Source organism: Nocardioides candidus, assembly GCF_041321175.1.
In the GTDB taxonomy this organism is placed as follows: Bacteria; Actinomycetota; Actinomycetes; order Propionibacteriales; family Nocardioidaceae; genus Nocardioides.
This window is the reverse complement of record NZ_JBGGWC010000002.1, coordinates 170,717-192,205: the sequence shown is the minus strand read 5'-3', so window position 1 is coordinate 192,205 and position 21,489 is coordinate 170,717. Positions and strand designations below refer to the sequence as shown.

The window sequence follows — 21,489 nt, the reverse complement described above, 5'->3', positions numbered from 1 at the left end:
CGGCCGCTGCGATGACCTGGTTCGACGAGTCCCGCCTCGACGACGAGATCGCCCTGGGCAGCACGGACCTCCGCCTGCGCACGTTGGCGGAGTCGGGGGCCCGCGTACGGCGGGAGGCCGGCGCGGCGATCGACGCGATCGCCGAGGCCGTCGGTCGTGCCACCGACGCGCGACCCCGCGCCGTGATCGCCGCCGGCCCCGACTCCCGCCTGCTGCGCGCCGTGCTGGAGCCGTGGTGTCCGGTGCCGTTCGTGGCCTGGCCGTCGGCCGGCCTGCCGGGCTGGGCGGGCAGCCTCGACCTGGTCGTCGTGCTCGCCCCCGACGGCTCCGACCCCGGCACCGCGTCGGCCGTCGCCGAAGCGGCCCGCCGCGGCTGTCAGGTGGTGGTCGCCTGCCCGGCCGAGTCGATGGTCGCAGAGCACGCCGCCGGTCGCTGGACCACGATCCTGCCCACGAGCACGAGTGACCAGCTGGCGACCGCCGTGGTCATGCTGTCGTTCCTCCACCAGGTGGCCCTCGGGCCGTCGTCCGACCCGGCGGCAGTCGCCGAGGCGCTCGACGGCGTCGCCATCGCGTGCTCGCCGCAGCGCGACATCTCGATCAACCCCGCCAAGATGCTGGCGATCTCGCTCGCCGACGCCGCGCCGCTGGTCTGGGGCGGGTCGGTCCTCGCGGCGCGGGCCGCGCGCCGGGTCGCGGAGTCGATCCGCCGTACCTCCGGGCGCACCGCGCTCGCCGGCGACGCCGAGCACCTGCTGCCCGTGATCGAGGCGGCGCGCCCCCGCAACGTGTTCGCCGACCCCTACGCCGACGGGAGCGGCGAGCGCCGGCCGGTGCTGATCGTGCTCGACGACAACAGCGACGACGACGTCGGCCGTGAGCAGCGCGGGCGGCTCGAGGAGGCTGCGCGGACGCGCGACGTACGGGTCGAGGCCGTGACGACCGAGGCCGACGGCGAGGTCGCACGCTACGCGTCGCTCCTTCTCAACGGCACCTACGCGGCGGAGTACCTCCGGCTGGGGCTCGTCGAGGACTGACGTCGGGGGCCGATCCCGGGGTCTGGCGAGCGGCGATGGGGGTACCGATCCGCGCGATGTCCTCCTCACGCACGGGTCGAGACCCCTGGCTCGACAACTCCAAGATGGCCCTGGTCACCCTGGTCGTCGTCGGGCACGCCTGGGCCCTCCTCCCCGGGGACGGGATCCTCGGGCACCTCTACCACTTCCTCTACTCCTGGCACATGCCGGCGTTCGTCTTCGTCACCGGGTACCTGTCGAAGGGCTTCGAGTTCACCGGCGACCGGATGTGGAACCTGGTGCGCACGGTCGCCGTCCCCTACGTGGTCTTCGAGTGCCTGATGGCGTTCTTCCGCGAGTGGCTCGGAGGAGAGCAGCTGCAGGACCTCTTCGCCGACCCCCACTGGCCGCTCTGGTTCCTCACCGCGCTCATCGCGTGGCGACTGCTGACGCCGCTCTTCCGGTCGATGCCGTTCACCTCCGCGATCGCGCTCGCGGTCGGGGTGAGCGTCGCGTCGGCGGTCGTCACCGGCGACATCTCGGAGTACTTCGACCTCACCCGTGCGGCCGGGATGCTGCCGTTCTTCGTGCTCGGCCTGCACACGACGCCCGAGAGGCTCGAGGTGCTGCGCGGAGCAGGCATGCGTTGGGCAGCGGCCGGGACGTTCGTGGTGCTGTGGCTCCTCACCGGCCTCGACACGGCGCTCGGCAACGCCGACTGGCTCTACTACTCCACGCCGTACGCCGACCTCGGCGTCTCGGACAGCGAGGGCGTGCTCACCCGGTTGGTGCTGCTGACCGTCGGCGTGGTCGGCGCGGCGGCCTTCCTCGCGCTCGTGCCGCGGGTGGGCGGCTGGTTCGCGCGGATGGGCTCGGCCACCCTCGTCGTCTACCTGTGCCACGGGTTCGTCGTGCGCGGGCTGGCCTACTCCGACTACCCGGACTGGGCGGCCGACCACGTGCTCGCCGCCGCGTTCGCGACGTTCGTCGGCGGCGTGCTGCTCTCGCTCACGCTCGCCTCCCCGCCGGTGCGCAAGCGGCTGCTCCTCCTCGTCGACCCCTTCGGGCGCGCCGAGCAGCAGGTGACGCAGGCCGTGGAGCTGACGCTCGAGGCGGCAGCGGTGCAGGTCCCCGGTAGCCTTCCGGCCATGGAGACCCAGCCGGCCACGGCCGCCACCCGATGAGTGCGGGCCTCTTCGGCCTGCTCGACGACGTCGCTGCGATCGCGAAGCTCGCCGCAGCCTCCGTCGACGACGTCGGTGCGGCAGCCGGTCGCGCGACGACCAAGGCAGCGGGCGTCGTGGTCGACGACACCGCCGTCACGCCGCAGTACGTCCAGGGCATCGCCGCCGAGCGGGAGCTCCCGATCATCAAGCGGATCGCGATCGGGTCGATCCGCAACAAGCTGCTGATCATCCTCCCGGCCGCGCTGCTGCTCAGCGAGTTCCTGCCGGGTGCGCTGCCCATCATCTTGATGGTCGGCGGCACCTACCTCGCTTTCGAGGGCGCGGAGAAGGTGTGGGAGCGGTTCTCCCACCACGACGACCACGTCGGCGACCTGCCGACGCCGATCGTCGAGCACGGGCCCGACGCCGAGAAGAGGATGGTGGCGGGCGCCGTACGGACGGACCTGATCCTGTCCGCCGAGATCATGGTGATCGCCCTCAACGAGGTCGCCGACGAGAGCTTCTGGGCGCGTCTCGCGATCCTGGTGGCCGTCGCGATCGTCATCACCGTCGCGGTGTACGGCGTCGTCGCCCTCATCGTGAAGATGGACGACGCCGGCCTGGCGCTCGCGTCCCGCAGCTCCGCGCTGGCCCAGAAGGTGGGCCGTGGTCTCGTGGCCGCGATGCCCCGCCTGCTCGCGGTGATCTCCGCGGTCGGCACCGTCGCCATGCTGTGGGTCGGCGGCCACATCCTGCTCGTCAACCTGCACGAGGCCGACTGGTGGGACGCCCCCTACGAGCACGTCCACGACCTCGAGCACCACGTCGCGCACGCCGTCGGCGTGGTCGAGGGACTGGTCGGCTGGCTCGTCAACACCGCCATCTCGGCGGTGATCGGCCTGGTGGTCGGTGCGGTGGTCGTCCTCGCCGTCCACCTCCTGCCCCTCGGCGACGACCACGACACAGGCGGGAAGTCCGCAGTCACCGGGTGACTGCGGCTCTCCCGGCTCACGCTGCGATCGGGTAGGTCGGTGGGCAGCGCGGACAGCGGGCGACCTCGCCGGCCCACCCGTGAGCCGCCATGATCCTGCCGAGGCTCGCGGCGGTGCGGCACGGCCGGTCGAAGACCTGGCCCCATCCGAGCCGGATGGTCGCCAGCCGGGCGACCGCCGCGTCGAGGTCGCGCTCGAGATCGGCGTCGTGACGCCGTGCGACCGAGTGGTACATCCGCCCGTCCAGTTCGACGACGAGGTCGAGGTCCACGTAGAGGGCGTCGCGGTAGAGCGGGCCGTTGACCGAGTCGCGGAACTGCCGCGTGGCGGTCGGCAACGCGTGCGGCCGCTCCACGCGGTCGAGGTAGCCGCGTTCGAGTGTCGAGCAGGTCCCGGCCGTGACGTCGGCGATCACGGCCTCGAGGAACGGTCTGCGGCCGATCCGGGCACAGCTCGCGAGCGCGTCTGCCAGCCGGGAACCCGTCGTCATCCGGGCGCCCACCGCATCGGCGAGGAAGGCGACGGCGTCGATGTCGCTCGATGCCTTCGACGCCATCCGCACCACCGCGTGCTCGGTGCGCATGCGCGGCGGCGAGGCGTTCCAGAGGACCTTGTCGTCGAGCCCGACCGTGCGCACCGCGACGACACCCACCGGCGCCCGCACGCGGCGGGTGTGGTCGACGGCCACGAGGATCGGGCGACCGTCGTCGTGGCGCCGACGCCCCGGACCTTCCGCGGCGCGGATCGCGGACTCGTCCGCCAGCGCGGCCGGCGTGCAGCTGAGCGTGGCGGCCCAGGCGCGCTGCGCCCAGGTGAGCGGGCCGGTGTGGTCGACGTACACCCGCGGGTGCACGCGAGCGAGTCGGCGGCGCCGCACGAGGCGGCGCAGGTCGTTGTCCGTGGCGCCTGCCGTGATCATCTGCGCACGGCTGACCACGCCCGCCTGCACCTCGAGGAGCTCCCTCACCCGTTGTCCGTCCACGCCACGACCGTCCGGGAGAGGACCGGTGGCCGCAAGGGGCGTCGCGTGGACCTGTGGAGGAGAGCGTGGCGACCCAGCGGGGAAGTCCGCAGTCACCGGGTGACTGCAGCTCTCCCGGACGAGTTCGGCGACGATTGAGCGGGGGTCGCGACCCGCTTGTAGGCTGGACCGCAGTCCTGTGCGGGAGATCCCGAAGAAGCGCAGATGCGCCGCAGAGACAGCCTCCGGAAGTCATTTGAGGAAGCAGATTTCATGGACTACAAGGTTGCTGACCTGAGCCTGGCCGAGTTCGGCCGCAAGGAGCTGTCGCTCGCCGAGCACGAGATGCCCGGCCTGATGGAGATGCGTGCCCGCTACGGCGACTCCAAGCCGCTCGCCGGCGCTCGCATCGCCGGCTCGCTGCACATGACGATCCAGACCGGCGTGCTCATCGAGACGCTGACCGCCCTCGGCGCCGACGTGCGCTGGGCGACCTGCAACATCTTCTCCACCCAGGACCACGCCGCGGCGGCGATCGTCGTGGGCAACGGCACCGTCGAGGACCCCCAGGGCACGCCGGTCTTCGCCTGGAAGGGCGAGACGCTCGCGGAGTACTGGGACGAGGCCGAGAAGGTCTTCGACTTCACCGACGCCGACGGCAACAAGGTCGGCCCCAACATGCTGCTCGACGACGGCGGCGACATCACGCTGCTCGTCCACAAGGGCGTCGAGTTCGAGAAGGCCGGCGCCGTGCCGAGCCAGGACTCGACCGACAACGAGGAGTACAAGGAGGTCCTCCGGGTCCTCGCGCGCTCCGTCGCCAACGACCCGCAGCGGTGGACCAACGTCGCCAACGGCATCAAGGGCGTCACCGAGGAGACCACCACCGGCGTGCTGCGTCTCTACGACCGGTTCAAGGAGGGCTCGCTGCTCTTCCCGGCGATCAACGTCAACGACTCCGTCACCAAGTCGAAGTTCGACAACAAGTACGGCTGCCGCCACTCGCTGATCGACGGCATCAACCGCGGCACCGACGTCATGATCGGCGGCAAGGTCGCGGTCGTGTGCGGCTACGGCGACGTGGGCAAGGGCTCGGCCGAGTCGCTCCGCGGCCAGGGCGCGCGCGTCATCGTCACCGAGATCGACCCGATCTGCGCCCTGCAGGCTGCGATGGACGGCTACGAGGTCAAGCGCCTCGAGTCGGTCGTCGACTTCGCCGACATCTTCATCACCACGACCGGCAACTTCGACATCATCAAGGTCGAGCACTTCGAGCGGATGAAGAACCAGGCCATCGTCGGCAACATCGGCCACTTCGACAACGAGATCGACATGGCCGGCCTCGCCAAGATCCCGGGCATCGTCAAGGACGAGATCAAGCCGCAGGTCCACCAGTGGATCTTCGAGGACGGCAAGAAGATCATCGTGCTGTCCGAGGGGCGTCTGCTCAACCTCGGCAACGCGACCGGCCACCCGTCGTTCGTCATGTCGAACTCCTTCACCAACCAGGTGCTGGCGCAGATCGAGCTCTTCACCAAGACCGACGACTACCCGATCGGCGTCTACGTCCTCCCGAAGCACCTCGACGAGGAGGTCGCCCGGCTGCACCTCGACGCCCTCGGCGTCGAGCTCACGGAGCTGACCAAGGAGCAGGCCGAGTACCTCGGCGTCGACGTGGCCGGCCCCTACAAGTCCGACTGGTACCGCTACTGATCTGATGACGCGAGCGTGTCGCAGAGGGTGCGGCGCGCCGCACTCGTCGTAGACGCCGCCTGAGGTCGACCGGCGGTGCACGGCACCGCTCGACGAGCACACCGACCCCCGCACCCCTCCCGGGTGCGGGGGTCTGTGCTGTGCCGCGCATACGATGGAGGACGTGAACACCACGGGGGCAGCGGCGTCGTACGCGACGAAGGGTCGCGTGCTCGTCGTCGACGACGACGCTCCGCTCGCGGAGATGCTCGGGATCGTGCTGCGCCAGGAGGGCTTCGACAGCCAGGTGTGCGCCCGGGGTGACGCCGCGCTGGCGGCGTTCCGCGACTACCGGCCCGACGTGGTGCTGCTCGACGTGATGCTGCCCGGACGCGACGGCATCGACGTGTGCAAGGAGATCCGGGCCGAGTCCGGCGTGCCGATCGTGATGCTCACCGCGAAGGGCGACACCGTCGACGTGGTGGTCGGACTGGAGTCCGGCGCCGACGACTACGTCGTGAAGCCGTTCAAGCCCAAGGAGCTCATCGCCCGGATCCGGGCGCGGGTCCGCCGCACCGACTCGGTCGCCTCGGAGACCCTCACCCTGAAGGACCTCCAGATCGACGTCGCGGGCCACAGCGTCACCCGGGACGGGTCGGAGATCCCGCTGACCCCGCTGGAGTTCGACCTCCTGCTCTGCCTGGCCCGCCGCCCCTGGCAGGTCTTCACGCGCCAGGTCCTCCTCGAGGAGGTCTGGGGCTACCACCACGCCGCCGACACCCGGCTGGTCAACGTCCACGTCCAGCGGCTCCGCTCGAAGGTCGAGCACGACCCCGAGCACCCCGAGATCGTGCTGACCGTCCGTGGGGTCGGCTACAAGGCGGGCAGCTAGCGCGTGGTCGTCCGGGTCGGTCGGATCGCGCTGCCCACCGGGATCCGGCGGGCGCTGACCTTCTGGCGCCGCTCCATCCAGGCGCGGGTCGTCGTGAGCACCCTGCTCCTCTCCGCGATCGTCATCAGCGCGGTCGGCTGGCTGCTGCTGCAGCAGACCCGCGACGGCCTCCTGCGCCACCGCGTGGACATCGTCGTGGGGGAGGTGGAGGCCGAGGTCTCCGAGACCCGTGACCACCTCTCCGCCGCGACCGGCACGGAGGCCAACGCCAGCGAGCAGCGCGCGGAGCTGATCGACCCCATCATCGAGGCCGGTGAGAGCCGGGGGTACGGCGTCGTGCTCGGAGGTCCCGAGGGCGACCAGGTCACGTTGACCGACGGTGGTGCCCAGCGCACGAGTGGCCTGGAGCTCCAGAGCATCCCGGCCAGCCTCGAGCGTCACTTCGAGCGAGTGCCCAGCTCGACCGCCTGGACCTACACCGAGATCGTGCGCACCCTGCCGGACGGGTCGGTCGAGCGGGAGCCGGGCATCGTCGTCGGCTCGCAGGTCCGGCTGCCCGCCGACGGGCAGACCTACACGATCTACTTCCTCTTCCCGCTGACCGAGGAGCACGAGACGCTGGGCCTGGTGACCCGTGCGCTGCTGACCGCGGCCGGCCTGTTGCTGGTCCTGGTCGCTGGACTCACCTGGCTGGTCACCCGGCAGGTGGTCACCCCGGTGCGGATGGCCCGTCGCGTGGCCGAGCGCCTCGCGGCCGGCCGGCTCCAGGAGCGCCTCCTGGTCACGGGGGAGGACGACCTGGCGCGGCTGGCGTCGTCGTTCAACCAGATGGCGTCGAACCTCCAGCGCCAGATCCGCCAGCTGGAGGAGCTGAGCTCGGTGCAGCGACGCTTCGTCTCCGACGTCTCGCACGAGCTGCGCACGCCCCTGACGACGGTGCGGATGGCTGGCGACGTGCTCCACGACGCCCGGCGCGACTTCGACCCGGCGACCGCCCGCGCCGCGGAGCTCCTGCAGGCCGAGCTCGACCGGTTCGAGACCCTCCTGGTCGACCTGCTCGAGATCAGCCGCTTCGACGCCGGGGCCGCCGTGCTCGACGCGGAGGACATCAACCTGCTCGACGTCGCCCACCGGGTGGTGGACTTCGCTCGCCCGCTCGCCGACCAGCGCGGTGTGCTCGTGGTCGTCGAGCAGCCGGACCGGCCGGTCCGGGCCGAGGCCGACGCGCGCCGCGTCGAGCGCATCCTCCGCAACCTGGTGACCAATGCCATCGACCACGCGTTCCCCGACGACCCGGACCGGCCCATCGTCGTACGCATGGCGGCCGACGACCACGCCGCGGCCGTCACCGTGCGCGACCGCGGTGTCGGCCTCGCGCCCGGCGAGTCGGCCATGGTGTTCAACCGGTTCTGGAGGTCCGACCCCGCGCGGGCGCGCAGCAGCGGTGGCACCGGCCTCGGTCTCGCCATCTCGCTGGAGGACGCCCACCTGCACGGGGGCTGGCTGCAGGCCTGGGGCCGCCCGGGAGAGGGTGCGCAGTTCCGGCTCACCCTGCCGCGCCGGGCCGGCACCCCGCTGCGCCACAGCCCGCTCCCGCTGGCGCCGGTCGACGGGGCACGCGCGGACCTGGCCGAAGCGACGGAGCCCGAGGTCCTGCCGAGCGAGGGGATCCTTCCGTGAAGCGACTCCTGCTCGGCGCGAGCGCGCTGCTGGTCGCCGCACTCCTCAGCGGGTGCGTCGTCTCGCTCCCCGACTCCGGGCCCGTGGTGGACGCCGACCTGTCGGGGGAGCAGGACGCCGACCGGGCCTCGACCATCGACGCGCCCCCACCGCAGCCCGGCGAGTCGCGCCTGGAGATCGTCAACGGCTTCCTCGAGGCGATGATGGCGTGGCCGATCTCGACGAGCGTGGCCAAGGAGTACCTCACCGACGACGCCGCGGAGGAGTGGGACCCGGAGTCGACGGTCGTCTACTCCGACCTCGGCAAGCCGCGGGAGGACGTCGGCACCGTGCGCATCCGGATGCGCGACGCCGCGCAGCTCGACGAGTCCGGCGGCTGGGAGTCGCGGCTGACCCCCGACCGGAGCGTGCTGCGCTTCCAGGTCACGATCGAGGACGGCGAGTTCCGCATCATCGACCCGCCCGACTCCCTCGCGGTCAGCAGCTCCTGGTTCAAGGACCGCTACCGGCAGGCGTCGCTCTACTTCTTCGACCCCACCGCGCAGGTGCTCGTCCCCGAGCCGGTCTTCGTGCCGGTGGGCCGGACGTTCGCGACGAGCCTGGTGTCGGCGCTGCTGGCGGGGCCGCCGCGACGGCTGCGCGACATCGTCACGACCTACGTGCCGCCGCACCTGACGGTCGGCCTGTCCGTCCCGGTCGACGACGGCGTGGCGACCCTCGACCTGGGTGGCGACGCCCCCGAGATCCGGTCCGACCAGGCGTTGCGGCTGCTCGCCCAGCTCGCGGCGACGCTGCGCCAGGAGCCGTCGATCTCGGCGTTGCGCGTCAGCATCGGCGGCAAGGAGCTCGACGTCTCGGGTGGGACGTCGTTGTACGACGTCGAGTCCGCCGATGCGTTCGACCCCAGCGACACCGCCTCGACGGGGGTCCTCTACGGCCTGCGCCGGGGCCGGCTCGTCGTCGGTGACGTCGGCGACCTGCGGCCGGTGGACGGTCCCTTCGGCTGGACCCCGCACGATCTCTCCTCCTTCGCCGTCTCGCCCCGGGGCGACCGGGTCGCCGCCGTCACGGCCGACCGTCGCGAGGTCCTGACGGCGCCGCTGCGCGCGCTCCGGCGGGACGCCGGCATCGAGGTGCTCACGACCGGCGACAACCTCGCCCGGCCGACCTGGGACGCGTCCGGACGGCTGTGGCTGCTCGACCGGACCGCGACAGGAGCGCGGGTGGTGGTGGTGAGCCACGGAGCGCAGGTGCGCGAGGTCGCGATCCCGCAGGTGAGCGGCGAGAAGGTGCGCCGGATCCTCGTCTCGCGCGACGGCACCCGGCTCGTCGCCCTCGTCGACGGGAGGCGCGGTGAGCGGCTGGTGGCCGTCCGGGTCGTCCTGGACAACCGCGGCCGGGTCGACCAGGTGATCGAGCCGACCGTGATCTGGTCGACCCGTGCCCTGCACGCCGTCGACGTCGCGTGGACCGGCGTGGCCGAGCTCGCCGTGCTGACCCCGGCCCGCCCGGGTGCGCTCTTCGGCGTGGAGACGGTCTCCGTCGACGGCGCCACGGTCGGGGTCGGCACCTTGTCGACGATGGTGCCCGGGCGGATCCTGGGCCTGGCCTCCGAGCCGTACGCCGACTCGCCCGTCTACGCGGTCGGACGGACCTCGCTCGTCGACGTGCCCACCGGCGAGCAGCTCCCGGACATGGCGCCGGTCCGCGACCTCGACTTCGCCGGCTGAGTCCACAGGCGTCGGCGACCGCCTTGGCGGACCGGCGTCCGCATGGTCGCATCGAGGCGTGCTCCTCCCGGCCCTGCTCGACGCTGCCGCCGACCTCCTCCTCGGTGGTGCGTGCGTGGGCTGTGCGCGGGCCGGCCGCGTGCTCTGCCCGGACTGCCGGGCCGCGCTGCCCGGCGCGGCGTCCGCGGCGTGGCCGAGCCCGACGCCGGACGGGTTGGCGCCGCCGTACGCGACGGGTGCCTACGGGGACGCGCTGCGAGCGATGGTCCTCGGGCACAAGGAGCACCGGCTCCTCGCGCTGGGCCGCCCGCTGGGCGACCTGCTGGCGGTGTCCGTGGCTGCGGTGACCGCGGAGGTCGCGGACGCCCCGCTGCTGCTCGTGCCCGTCCCGTCGCGTCCCGCCGCGGTGCGTGCGCGTGGGCACGACCCCACCCTCACGATGGCCCGCCGTGCGGCGCGGTTGCTGCGCGCGGATGGCCGCGAGGCGGGTGCCGCCCGCCTGCTGCGCACGCGGCCGGGCGTGGCCGACCAGGCCGGCCTCGACGCGGGGGAGCGCCACGCGAACCTCGACGGCTCGATGGCCGCCCGGCCGGCCGCCGTACGACGACTGTCCGGCCGACGTGCCCACGTCGTGGTCTGCGACGACGTGATCACCACCGGTGCCACGGCACGGGAGGCGCAGCGGGCACTGGAGGCCGCGGGCGTGCCCGTGCTCGGGATCGCGGCCGTCGCGGCCACGGTCCGTCGCCGTCCGCCCGCCGTCGGGGGAGGCAATCGGGGCGGCCCCCTTTCGGGACCACCGGGCACCGAGTAACGTCTCAACATGGAGTCCGCCCGGGTCCGTGGTTGCGTCGTCGGGACGCACGGGCTCGACCCGAGCGCCCCACGGCAAGCCGATGCCAGTCGCAGGCGAAACGGTCCACGTAAGTCGGCGTTCGCGCCGATGAGCACGGTGCGGCTTAGTCGTCAGTCCTGCCCCGGACGGCCATCAGACATGGCCGTTCCCCGGGAGAGGGTGGCGTGGCACCAAGCTGCCAAGCCCCAGCAGGCGGGTGTGGGGACGAAGACCAGGTCGGCCGGGCGGCTCCACCCAGATCGCCGCCCCTGACCGGGCGGACCGCTGAAGAACAGTCCCATCACCAACCATTTGGAGGTCCTGATGGACGTTGTGGTCACCGGACGGCACTGCGAGATCTCGGACCGCTTCCGCAGTCACGCAGCCGAGAAGCTGACGAGGCTGGAGAAGCACGATCATCGGATCCAGCGGGTCCACGTCGAGGTCGATTGCGAACCCAACCCTCGCCAGCACGACCACGCGGTCCACGTGGAGCTCACGGCCTTCTCCAAGGGGCCCGTCATCCGCGCCGAGGCGGCGGCCGACGACAAGATGGCGGCGCTCGACCTGGCGCTGGACAAGATGGCCTCGCAGATGCGGAAGGCAGCCGACCGGCGCCGCGTGCACCGCGGTCGCCGCGCCCCGGTCTCGGTCGGCCAGGCGCTGGCGGGCGTGCCCGTCGACGGTGTGGGCTCGAGCCCGACGTTGACGGAGTCCGACGGGGTGGAGGAGCGGCAGGTCGGACCGATCACGGTCACCGGCGACGGCCCCCTGGTGGTGCGCGAGAAGACCCACCCCGCGAGCCCGATGACGCTCGACCAGGCGCTCTACGAGATGGAGCTCGTGGGCCACGACTTCTACCTGTTCGTGGACAAGGAGAGCGAGCGCCCGGCGGTCGTCTACCGGCGTCGTGGCTACGACTACGGCGTGATCTCGCTCGACCTGGGGGAGTAAAGAACCCGGCCCGCTTGTGCCATGATGCTCGCGTGGCCAGTGGGAACGAGCCTGTTCGCGTGCTGGTGGTCGACGACCACGAGCTCTTCCGTCGCGGCTTGACCATGCTGCTCGGTGTCGAGTCGGGCATCGAGGTCGTCGGCGAGGCGAGCGACGGCGCGGAGGGCACCGCGCTGGCGATCAGCTCGGCTCCCGACGTGGTGCTGCTCGACGTGCGGATGCCGAAGCAGTCGGGCATCGAGGCCTGCGTGGCGATCAAGGCGGCCTCGCCGACGACGAAGATCGTGATGCTCACGGTCTCCGACGAGGAGGCCGACCTCTACGAGGCCGTCAAGAACGGCGCCTCGGGCTACCTGCTCAAGGACTCCTCGATCGAGGAGGTCGCGCAGGGCATCCGCGTCGTGGCCGAGGGCCAGTCGCTGATCAGCCCGTCGATGGCCGCGAAGCTGATCGACGAGTTCAAGACGATGTCGCGGCCCGACCGCTCGACCGGCCCCGCCCTGAAGCTGACCGAGCGCGAGCTCGACGTGCTGCGCCTGGTCGCCAAGGGCCTGTCCAACCGCGACGTCGCCCACCGTCTCGCGATCAGTGAGAACACGGTGAAGAACCACGTGCGCAACATGCTCGAGAAGCTGCAGCTGCACTCGCGCATGGAGGCGGTCATGTACGCCGTCCGCGAGAAGCTGGTCGAGCTCGAGTAGTCGTGAGCTGAAGCCGGCGCGACCCGCGTCCGTGTCGGTGGTGTCGCCTAGGGTCCTGCAGGTGCAGTCCCTCTCCCGTGCTCAGGCGCGTCGCGTCGCGCTGGCGGCCCAGGGGTTCGCCGACAAGCCCCACGGGGTGCCGACGATGCGCACGTTCCAGCGCACCCTGGCGCGCACGGGGGTGCTGCAGGTCGACTCGGTCAACGTGCTGCAGCGGGCGCACCTCATGCCGCTCTACTCGCGGATGGGCCCCTACGACGTCGACCTGCTGCGCCGCGCGTCCGAGGTCCGGCCGCGCCGGGTGGTGGAGTACTGGGCGCACGTGCAGGCGTTCATGCCCGTCGAGCTGTGGCCGGTGATGCGCTTCCGGATGCGGCACTACGCCGAGCGTGAGTTCAAGTGGTGGCAGGGCATCGACCCCGCGGTGCGCGAGCGGGTGATGAAGGAGGTCGCCGACCGCGGACCGGTCACCGCGCGCGACCTCCACGACGGCACGCCGCGGGACAAGGTGCACTGGGGGTGGAACTGGTCCGACGAGCGCAAGGCGCTCGACATCCTCTACATGACAGGTGAGATCGCGATCGCCGGTCGCAACAGCCAGTTCGAGGTGCGCTACGACCTCCCCGAGCGGGTGCTGCCGGCCGCCGTGCTCGACGCCCCGGAGGTGGGCGAGAGCGAGGCCGTGCTCGAGCTCGTACGGCGGGCGGCGCGCTCCCACGGCGTGGCGAGCGTGCACTGCCTGGCCGACTACTACCGGATCAGGATCGGCCCGGCCCGGGAGGCGGTGGCCGCGCTGGTGGAGGCGGGCGAGCTCGAGCCGGTCACGGTCGAAGGATGGGGGCGGCCGGCGTACCTCCACCGCGAGGCGCGGCTGCCACGGCGCATCGCGGCCCGCACCCTGCTCAGCCCGTTCGACCCCGTGGTGTGGGAGCGCGACCGCAGCGAGGCCCTCTTCGACTTCTTCTACCGGATCGAGATCTACACGCCCGCGGCGAAGCGCGTGCACGGCTACTATGTGCTCCCCTTCCTGCTGGGCGACCGACTGGTCGCGCGGGTCGACCTCAAGGCCGACCGGGCGGGGCGGGTCCTGCTCGTGCCCGGCAGCTTCGCCGAGCCGGGCGCGCCGCCGGAGACCGCGGCCGAGCTGGCGGCCGAGCTGTGGCGGCTGGCCGGCTGGCTCGGGCTCGACGACGTGGTGGTCGCGCCGCGCGGCGACCTGGCAACGGCGCTGGCCGCGGAGGTCGCCCAGGGGACGGTCGCGCCGACCGGATAGGGTGCGCCGCGTGACTCAACGCACTCTGGTCCTGCTCAAGCCCGACGCGGTCCGCCGCGGCCTCGTGGGCGAGGTGCTGTCGCGCTTCGAGGCCAAGGGCCTCACGATCGTCGCGATGGAGCACCGGCTGATCGACGCGGCCCAGGCCGACGCGCACTACCACGAGCACGTCGAGCGCGACTTCTACCCGCCGTTGCGCACCTTCGTCACGAGCGGACCGCTCGTGGCGCTGGTGCTCGAGGGCGACGAGGCGATCGAGGTGGTCCGCGCCCTCAACGGCGCGACCGACGGCCGCAAGGCGGCTCCCGGCACCATCCGCGGCGACCTCTCCCTCTCCAACCGGGAGAACCTGGTGCACGGCTCCGACTCGCCCGAGTCCGCCGAGCGCGAGATCGCCCTCTGGTTCCCCTCGCTCTGACGGCGGCAGTAGCACCACACCCGTAACATCCGCAACACGAGTCTCGGCGTGCCTCCCGGGTGACAGGCTGACCCTTCCTTACGCTCGCAGGCGGAGGGTCCCGGATCGTGCGCTCGGGGTCCGCCCCGGTCGCACCGCCCCCGCGGGGTGCTCCCGGCTTCCCCGTCGCGCACGGCTGGGCCGACCGCCGCGGTCGGACCGAGGGACGTCTGCGAGGGCACACGTTGAGGGCGAACAGCATCATCGGCCGCGACCTGGCCGTTGACCTCGGTACCGCCAACACACTGGTCTACGTGCGCCGCAAGGGCGTGCTCCTCGACGAGCCCAGTGTCGTCGCGCTCAACGACTCGACCGGCGACGTGATCGCCGTCGGGCACGAGGCGAAGGCCATGATGGGCCGCACCCCCGACAACATCACCGCGCTGCGCCCGTTGCGCGACGGCGTCATCGCCGACTTCGAGGCGACCGAGCAGATGCTGCGCCACTTCATCGCGCGCGTGCACCGGCGCCGCTACTTCGCCAAGCCGCGGATGGTGATCTGCGTGCCGAGCGCGATCACCCCGGTCGAGCAGCGCGCGGTCAAGGAGGCGGGCTACCAGGCCGGCGCGCGCCGCGTGTACGTCGTCGAGGAGCCGATGGCAGCGGCGATCGGCGCCGGGCTCCCCGTGCACGAGCCGACGGGCAACATGGTGGTCGACGTGGGCGGGGGCACGACCGAGGTCGCCGTCATCTCCCTCGGCGGCATCGTCACCAGCCTCAGCATCCGCACCGCCGGCGACGAGCTCGACGCCGCGATCGTGGCCTGGATGAAGAAGGAGCACGCCCTCATGCTCGGCGAGCGCACCGCCGAGGAGGTCAAGATGACGCTCGGCTCGGCGTTCCCGTCGCCGGGCGAGCCCGAGGGCGAGGTCCGCGGCCGCGACCTGGTGAGCGGCCTCCCGCGCACGGTCACCGTGAGCGCCGCCGACATCCGTCACGCGCTGGAGGAGCCGCTCCACGCGATCGTGGACGCGGTCCGCGTCACCCTCGACCAGACGCCGCCCGAGCTGGCCGGCGACATCATGGACCGGGGCATCGTGCTCACGGGCGGCGGCGCCCTGCTCCGCGGCCTCGACGAGCGGATCCGCCACGAGACCGGCATGCCCGTCCACGTCGCCGAGAACCCGCTCGTGTCCGTCGCCCTGGGCGCCGGCCGCTGCGTGGAGGAGTTCGAGGCGCTCCAGCAGGTGCTGATCACCAACCCGAGGCGCTTCTGATGTCCCTCGACACCCGCCCGCCGCGACAGACGCCGGTCCGCCGGGTCGCGACGCCTCGCGAGCGCGACGAGGAGCGCGGCCTGCCGACCCGCTCGCTGCTGTCCGCGCTGGTGCTCGCCTGCGTCGCGCTCATGGTGGTCGACGCCTCCAGCGGTGCAGCCTCCCCGGTCGACCCGGTCCGCCGGTTCGCGGGCGAGGTCCTCGGCCCGGTCCAGGCCGGCGCGAGCAACCTCCTCGACCCGATCCTCGGCATCCCGGGCTGGTTCCGCACCAACGACGGGCTGCGTGGCGACCTCGCCGACGCCCAGCGGCGCATCGCCGACCTGGAGGCCGCGAACCACCAGGACAGCTACCTCGCCAACCGCGCCGACGAGCTCGGCAGGATGTGCGCCCTCGTCGACGACACCGGCTACGCCGTCGCTCCGGCGCGGGTGATCGGCTACGGCTCGGCGCAGTCCTTCTCCAACACCGTCACGATCGATGCGGGCACCGACGCCGGCCTCCACGCCGACATGACCGTGGTCAACCCCGACGGCCTCGTCGGCCGGGTCATCCAGGTCTCCAGCCACACGGCGACCGTGCTGCTCGTGATCGACGCCAGCTCCACGGTCGGCGGCCGGGTCGGCGACACGATGGAGAACGGCATGGTCAGCGGCCACGGCGGGCTCGCCGACGACCAGCCGCTCGAGCTCCAGCTCATCGACCACACGATCGTGCCGCAGAAGGGCCAGCCCGTCGTGACCTGGGGCAGCGAGGGCGGTGCGCCGTATGTCTCGGGCGTCCCGATCGGCGAGGTCAGCAAGGTCTTCCAGGACCTGCGGCTGGGCACCTACCGCACGGTCCTCGAGCCGTACGTCGACTTCACCTCGCTCGACGACGTCGGTGTGGTGGTGCCGACCGGCGGGGCCGGCGGGGCCGGCGTGATCGAGCCGGGAGCGTGCTCATGAGAGGCACCTCGCGACTGATCGTCGCCACGGCCGGCGTCGTCGTGGCGCTGCTGCTGCAGGTCACCGTCATGCCGCACTTCGCGTGGGACGGCGTGGTCCCCGACCTGGTGCTGCTCACGGTGGTGGGCGCCGCGCTCGTCACCGACCCGCGCTTCGCCACCCTGCTCGGGTTCTCGGCGGGCCTGCTCCTCGACATCGCTCCGCCGGCCGACCACGTCGCCGGGCGCTGGGCGCTCTCCCTGCTCGTCGTCGGCTACGTCGTGGGCCGCCTCGCGCACGACCACCAGCCCGCGCAGGCGGGGGTGCGGCCGTCGTACCCCTTGATGGTGGTGGCCGGTGCCGGCGGTGCCTTCATCGGCAGCTCGGTCTACGCGCTGACCGGTCTGGTCCTCCGCGACCCCGCGGTCGACGTCGGCCAGCTCCTCGAGGTGGTCCTCGCCGCACTGGCCTACGACGTGCTCGCGGCCCTCGTCGCCGTGCCGCTCACCGTCTGGGCCTTCACCCGCGAGCCCGGCTCACGATCGCCGAAGGTCACCCCGCGCGCACCACGGCGGGCGCCTGCCTGATGTCCGCACAGCCCAGCACCTCGTCGCGCCGCAGCCGGCTGCGGCTGATCGTGATCCAGGCACTCGTCTTCTCGCTGCTCGCCACCCTTGGTGCGCGGCTCTACTACCTGCAGGTCGTGACGGGGGAGGAGTACCGCGGCAAGGCGGCCTCCCAGTCGGTACGCGACATCGTGGTCCAACCCGAGCGCGGCCTGATCGTGGACGCCGAGGGCCGCCCGCTCGTGACCAACCGGCTCACCTGGGTCGCCTCGCTCGACCGCACCCTGCTCGGACGGATGGCCCCCCACCAACGGCACCGGCTGCTCGGGCGGGTCGGCCGGGTGCTCCACCTCGAGCCCCGCGAGATCGCCCGCAAGCTGGTGCTCTGCGGCACCGAGGGCGCCAAGGACGGGGTGTGCTGGAACGGCTCGCCCTACCAGCCGGTCCCGATCGCCCAAGGCTTCAAGGACGCCACCGCGCTGCGGATCAACGAGCAGCCCGAGGACTTCCCCGGCGTCGTCGTCCAGCAGCAGAGCGTGCGCGCCTACCCGAGCCCCTACGGCATCAACGCCGCCCACCTGCTGGGCTACCTGAGCCCGATCACCAAGGACGAGCTCGACGCGGCGGAGGACGGTGGCGACACCTCCGTCAACGGAGCGTCCGTCGTCGGCCGCGCCGGCGTCGAGAAGGAGTACGACGCCTGGTTGCGCGGGCAGCCCGGCTACCAGCGGGTGAAGGTCAATGCCAACGGCGAGGTGATCGGCGAGGACAGCGACCTGAAGGCCCAGCCCGGCGACACGCTCGTGACCTCGATCGACGCCCGGGTGCAGGGCATCGTGGAGCGCGGGCTGCACCAGTCCATCATGACCGCGCGGGCCACCGTCGACCCGGTGACCGGCCGGCACTTCGCCGCCGACTCCGGCGCCGCGATCGTGATGGAGGCGAAGACCGGACGGATCATCGCGATGGCCAGCGAGCCGACGTACGACCCGGACGTGTGGACGGGTGGCATCACCCAGAAGCAGCTCAAGCGGCTCTACTCCGAGGCCGCCGGCACCCCGCTGCTGAGCCGGGCGCTCCAGGGCGAGTTCGCACCGGGCTCGACGTGGAAGCCGTTCATGACGGCCGGCGCGCTCACCCACGGCTTCTCTCCCGACACGATCCTCAACTGCTCCTCCTCGGTGCGGATCGGCAACCGCGACTTCCACAACCACGAGTCGGCGGGCTACGGCCCGATCAGCTTCGCCAAGGCGCTCGAGGTCTCCTGCAACACCTTCTTCTTCCAGGTCGGCATGCACTTCTGGCTGAAGTACGGCTCCGACCCCTCCGACGTGAAGGCCAAGGACCCGCTGGTCGCGGAGGCCGAGAAGTTCGGCTTCGGCAGCCCGACCGGCATCGACCTCCCCGGAGAGGCTTCCGGCCGGGTCGCCGACCGGAAGTGGCGACTGGCCTACTGGAAGTCGATGAAGTCCTACTACTGCGGCCTCGCTGACAAGCCCCAGGACTCCAAGACCAGCGACTTCGTCTACAAGTTCGCCCGCGAGTTCTGCCTCGAGGGCTACATGTACCGCGAGTACGACGCCGCCAACTTCGCCATCGGCCAGGGCGACACGGTCGTCACGCCGCTGCAGCTGGCGCGCGCCTACGCCGCGCTCTCCAACGGCGGCACGCTGTGGGAGCCGCGCGTCGGCAAGGCGATCGTCTCCCCGGACGGCGAGGTCATCCACCGCATCGAGCCGGAGAAGCAGGGCCGCGTCCACCTCCCCGCATCGGTGCTCCACTACATCGACGAGGCGCTGAAGGGCGTCTCGCGCGAGGGCACGATGTACTGGAAGCTCATCGGCTTCCCGCTCGACCGGGTGCAGATCCGGGCGAAGACCGGGTCGGCCGAGGTCTACGGCAAGCAGTCCACCGGCTGGGTGGCCTCCTACAACGAGGACTACGTCGTCGTGCAGATGATCAGCCAGGCCGGCACCGGGTCCGGGTCCAACGGCGACGCGATCCGCAAGATCTGGGAGGCGCTGTACGGCGTCGACGGCGAGACCGTGCACCCGAACCGGTCGGTGATCGACGGGGTGACGCCGCCCGACCACCTGCCGGTCTTCGGCCGCGACGGGTCGATCCTCCCGCCGGCCCGTGAGGAGGACTGATGGCGACCACACCGGTGACCCGGACCTCGACCCGGTCGCGCCGCACGAGCGGCGCCGGATGGCTCGCGTGGCGCGACCTCGACCTGGTCCTGCTCGGGGCCGTGGTGCTGCTCGGCATGCTCGGCTGCGTGCTCGTGTGGTCGGCCACGATCCACCGCGACGACCTCACCGGCGGCGACCCGAAGGCGTTCCTGGCGAAGCAGGTCGTCAACCTGGGGATCGGCCTCGGCCTGATGCTGGCGGTCGCGGCCACCGACCACCGCTGGGTGCGGATCCTCGCGCCCGTCGCCTACGTTTGCGCGATCGCCGGGCTGGTGCTGGTGCTCGTGATGGGCAGCACGGTCAACGGCTCGCGGTCCTGGCTGATGCTGGGCGGTCTCTCGCTGCAGCCCTCCGAGCTCGCCAAGCTGGCCGTCGTCGTCGGCATGGCGCTCGTGGTGGCCGAGCGCAGCGAGGGTCGCTGGCGCGACCGCGTCGGCACGGCCGACGTACTCCTCATGCTGACGGTCGCCGCCGTCCCCGCCGCGCTCATCCTCGCTCAGCCCGACCTCGGCACGATGCTCGTGCTGAGCGCGACCGTCTTCGGTGTGATCGCCGCGTCGGGCGCCCACCGGCGCTGGCTGGTGATCCTGGCCGGCGGAGGGGTCGGCGTCGCGGCGTTCGCCGTGGTGAGCGGATTCCTCGAGAAGTACCAGATCGACCGGTTCCTCGCCTTCACCGACCCCGGCCGCGACCCCAAGGGCGCCGGCTACAACGTCGAGCAGGCCCGCATCGCGGTCGGCAACGGCGGCCTCTTCGGCCAGGGCCTCTTCGACGGCTCGCAGACCAACTCCGGCTTCGTGCCCGAGCAGCACACCGACTTCGTGTTCACCGTCGCCGGCGAGGAGCTCGGCCTGGTCGGCGCGGGGTTCCTCATCCTGCTGCTCGGCATCGTCATCTGGCGGGCGCTGCGGATCGCCGCCCGGACCGACGACGTGTTCGGCCGGATCGCGGCCGCGGGCATCGCGTGCTGGTTCGGCTTCCAGGCCTTCCAGAACATCGGCATGTGCGTCGGCATCATGCCCGTCACGGGTGTCCCGTTGCCGTTCGTGTCGTACGGCGGCTCCTCGATGTTCGCCGGCATGCTCGCCGTCGGCCTGCTGCAGAACATCCACCTCCGCACGCTCACCGCGCCCGCCTCCCGGATGCAGCCCGCCCAGCGGGTCCTCGTCCGCGGCTGACCCGCCGCCTGCGCGGGTTCATCCCTCGGGGGACCTGCCCACCGCAGGAGCGACCGCCGTAGGACGCCAGCCGACCGAGGTCGGTCAGCTGGCCTTCTTGGCGGCCGGCTTCTTCTTGGCAGCGGTCTTCTTGGCGGCGGGCTTCTTCTTCGCGGCGCTCTTCTTGGCCGGCGCCTTCTTGGACGCGGGCTTCTTCTTCTCCTCGGCCGGCTTCTCGCCGCGCGCGGTCTTGGCCGCGTCGACGGAGCGCTGGAGGGCTGCGAGCAGGTCGACGACCTCGCCGCCGGTCTTGGTCGAGGTCGGCGTGCGCTTCACCTCGCCCCCCTCGACCTTCGCCTTGACGACCGCCTCCACGGCGGCGGCGTAGTCGTCCTCGAAGTCGTCGGCGTCGAAGTCCCCCGCCAGGGTCTCGACGAGCATGTGGGCCATCTTGACCTCGGCGTCCTTGATCTCGCCCGTCTCGATGGTGAAGTCGGGCTCGCGGACCTCGTCGGGCCACATCATCGTCTGCAGCACGATCACGTCACCGCGCACCCGCAGCACGGCCACGGTCGTGCGCTGGCGCAGTGCGACGGTGACCACGGCCATCCGGTCGGCGTCGAGGAGCGCCTGCCGCAGCAGCGCGTAGGGCTTCGCGCCCGTCGACTCGGGCTCGAGGTAGTACGACTTCTCGAAGAGCATCGGGTCGATCTGCTCGCTGGGCACGAACTTCTCGACGGCGATCTCCCGCGAGGACGTCAGCGGCAGCTCGGCGAGGTCGTCGTCGGACAGCACGACCATCTCGCCGTCCTCGGTCTCGTAGCCCTTGGCGATGTCGGCGTAGGGCACCTCCTCGCCGTCGATCGAGCACACCCGCTGGTACTTGATCCGCCCGCCGTCCTTGGCATGCACCTGCCGGAAGGAGACGTCATGGCTCTCCGTCGCGGAGTAGAGCTTGACGGGCACGCTCACGAGGCCGAACGAGACGGCACCCTTCCAGATCGCACGCATGCCTCCAGGGTACGCGTGAGCGCCGACGTGCCGCTGCCTCGCGACTTCCCCCACGATCTCCCGGCGGCGGA

Annotated in this window: 19 protein-coding genes; 17 read left to right on the top strand and 2 right to left on the bottom strand. The window is 71.8% G+C overall.

Going from position 1 to position 21,489, the window contains the following annotated elements; all coding sequences use genetic code 11:
• The first annotated feature begins 11 nt into the window (after nt 1-11).
• Genes ACAX67_RS10715 through ACAX67_RS10705 form a run of 3 tightly spaced genes read left to right on the top strand, consistent with a single transcriptional unit; the run spans nt 12 to nt 3,174 of the window.
• Nucleotides 12-1,037, top strand: coding sequence for an SIS domain-containing protein (locus ACAX67_RS10715; protein WP_370703837.1), 1,026 nt, complete (start codon nt 12-14; stop codon nt 1,035-1,037).
• A 56-nt stretch (nt 1,038-1,093) separates the two neighbouring features.
• On the top strand, nt 1,094-2,200 hold the full coding sequence (locus ACAX67_RS10710; protein ID WP_370703836.1) for an acyltransferase family protein: 1,107 nt from the start codon (nt 1,094-1,096) through the stop codon (nt 2,198-2,200).
• Nucleotides 2,197-3,174 carry a DUF808 domain-containing protein gene (locus ACAX67_RS10705; protein ID WP_370703835.1) on the top strand — a complete coding sequence of 326 codons (978 nt, stop codon included), beginning with the start codon at nt 2,197-2,199 and terminating at the stop codon, nt 3,172-3,174. Before ACAX67_RS10710 ends, ACAX67_RS10705 begins: the two co-directional genes overlap by 4 nt.
• A 16-nt stretch (nt 3,175-3,190) precedes the next feature.
• Here the strand turns inward: ACAX67_RS10705 and ACAX67_RS10700 are convergent, their stop codons facing one another.
• Nucleotides 3,191-4,141: a putative endonuclease domain-containing protein gene (locus ACAX67_RS10700; RefSeq protein ID WP_370703834.1), complete on the bottom strand. Its 951-nt coding sequence runs from the start codon at nt 4,139-4,141 to the stop codon at nt 3,191-3,193.
• 267 nt (nt 4,142-4,408) lie between these two features.
• On the opposite strand from ACAX67_RS10700, the gene ahcY reads away from it, so the two are divergent.
• From ahcY to rodA, 14 genes are all read left to right on the top strand, one after another.
• Nucleotides 4,409-5,848 carry an adenosylhomocysteinase gene (gene ahcY, locus ACAX67_RS10695; RefSeq protein WP_370703833.1) on the top strand — a complete coding sequence of 480 codons (1,440 nt, stop codon included), beginning with the start codon at nt 4,409-4,411 and terminating at the stop codon, nt 5,846-5,848.
• Between the two features lie 163 nt (nt 5,849-6,011).
• Entirely contained in the window at nt 6,012-6,719 is a 708-nt protein-coding gene (gene mtrA / locus ACAX67_RS10690; RefSeq protein ID WP_370703832.1) for an MtrAB system response regulator MtrA, read from the top strand.
• A 3-nt stretch (nt 6,720-6,722) separates the two neighbouring features.
• Nucleotides 6,723-8,399, top strand: coding sequence for an MtrAB system histidine kinase MtrB (mtrB, locus tag ACAX67_RS10685; RefSeq protein WP_370703831.1), 1,677 nt, complete (start codon nt 6,723-6,725; stop codon nt 8,397-8,399).
• Nucleotides 8,396-10,129, top strand: a complete 1,734-nt coding sequence (locus ACAX67_RS10680; protein ID WP_370703830.1) for an LpqB family beta-propeller domain-containing protein — start codon at nt 8,396-8,398, stop codon at nt 10,127-10,129. Before mtrB ends, ACAX67_RS10680 begins: the two co-directional genes overlap by 4 nt.
• A gap of 58 nt (nt 10,130-10,187) precedes the next feature.
• Nucleotides 10,188-10,943, top strand: coding sequence for a ComF family protein (locus ACAX67_RS10675; protein WP_370703829.1), 756 nt, complete (start codon nt 10,188-10,190; stop codon nt 10,941-10,943).
• A 345-nt stretch (nt 10,944-11,288) separates the two neighbouring features.
• On the top strand, nt 11,289-11,918 hold the full coding sequence (gene hpf / locus ACAX67_RS10670; protein WP_370703828.1) for a ribosome hibernation-promoting factor, HPF/YfiA family: 630 nt from the start codon (nt 11,289-11,291) through the stop codon (nt 11,916-11,918).
• 59 nt (nt 11,919-11,977) lie between these two features.
• Nucleotides 11,978-12,619, top strand: a complete 642-nt coding sequence (locus ACAX67_RS10665; RefSeq protein WP_370703827.1) for a response regulator — start codon at nt 11,978-11,980, stop codon at nt 12,617-12,619.
• Between the two features lie 61 nt (nt 12,620-12,680).
• Nucleotides 12,681-13,892: a winged helix-turn-helix domain-containing protein gene (locus ACAX67_RS10660; protein ID WP_370703826.1), complete on the top strand. Its 1,212-nt coding sequence runs from the start codon at nt 12,681-12,683 to the stop codon at nt 13,890-13,892.
• Between the two features lie 10 nt (nt 13,893-13,902).
• Nucleotides 13,903-14,310, top strand: a complete 408-nt coding sequence (gene ndk / locus ACAX67_RS10655) for a nucleoside-diphosphate kinase (protein WP_370703825.1) — start codon at nt 13,903-13,905, stop codon at nt 14,308-14,310.
• A 224-nt stretch (nt 14,311-14,534) separates the two neighbouring features.
• Nucleotides 14,535-15,566: a rod shape-determining protein gene (locus ACAX67_RS10650; RefSeq protein ID WP_370703824.1), complete on the top strand. Its 1,032-nt coding sequence runs from the start codon at nt 14,535-14,537 to the stop codon at nt 15,564-15,566.
• On the top strand, nt 15,566-16,513 hold the full coding sequence (gene mreC / locus ACAX67_RS10645) for a rod shape-determining protein MreC (RefSeq protein ID WP_370703823.1): 948 nt from the start codon (nt 15,566-15,568) through the stop codon (nt 16,511-16,513). Before ACAX67_RS10650 ends, mreC begins: the two co-directional genes overlap by 1 nt.
• A complete protein-coding gene (gene mreD, locus ACAX67_RS10640; RefSeq protein ID WP_370703822.1) occupies nt 16,510-17,079 on the top strand; it encodes a rod shape-determining protein MreD in 570 nt (189 codons plus the stop codon). Before mreC ends, mreD begins: the two co-directional genes overlap by 4 nt.
• Nucleotides 17,079-19,208, top strand: coding sequence for a penicillin-binding protein 2 (gene mrdA, locus ACAX67_RS10635; protein ID WP_370703821.1), 2,130 nt, complete (start codon nt 17,079-17,081; stop codon nt 19,206-19,208). Before mreD ends, mrdA begins: the two co-directional genes overlap by 1 nt.
• Complete coding sequence (gene rodA / locus ACAX67_RS10630; RefSeq protein ID WP_370703820.1) at nt 19,208-20,428, top strand: rod shape-determining protein RodA; 1,221 nt, start codon at nt 19,208-19,210, stop codon at nt 20,426-20,428. The genes mrdA and rodA overlap by 1 nt, the downstream gene beginning before the upstream one ends.
• An 84-nt stretch (nt 20,429-20,512) precedes the next feature.
• Here rodA and ku read toward each other — a convergent pair whose 3' ends face one another.
• Nucleotides 20,513-21,418, bottom strand: a complete 906-nt coding sequence (ku, locus tag ACAX67_RS10625) for a non-homologous end joining protein Ku (protein ID WP_370703819.1) — start codon at nt 21,416-21,418, stop codon at nt 20,513-20,515.
• Nucleotides 21,419-21,489 lie beyond the last annotated feature (71 nt).